This window comes from Gordonia sp. DT30 (assembly GCF_049844915.1).
Taxonomy (GTDB): Bacteria; Actinomycetota; Actinomycetes; order Mycobacteriales; family Mycobacteriaceae; genus Gordonia.
Genome location: NZ_JBNCLY010000139.1, coordinates 1 through 209, shown reverse-complemented (window position 1 = coordinate 209; position 209 = coordinate 1). Strand labels below are relative to the sequence as shown.

Here is a 209-nt window from a genome sequence, read left to right as displayed (position 1 = left end):
AAGGTATCGAAAACGCTTGTGTGGGACCGTGAGTCGGCGATCGGTGGGCGTGGGAAACTCACTGATCCGGCGGCGATGTTCGCCGGCACGTTGGGTACCCGGATCGTGTTGGCGCCGCCGCGGGATCCGGAGTTCAAAGGGATGACCGAACGCAACAACCAGTATCTGGAGACCTCGTTCCTGCCGGGCCGCGAGTTCACCTCTGCGGC

1 pseudogene is annotated in these 209 nt (G+C 63.2%); it reads left to right on the top strand.

Features of this window, described 5'->3' with window-relative positions:
- A pseudogene (locus ACLQ3C_RS21770) lies at window positions 1–209 on the top strand (IS21 family transposase); the annotation flags it as partial.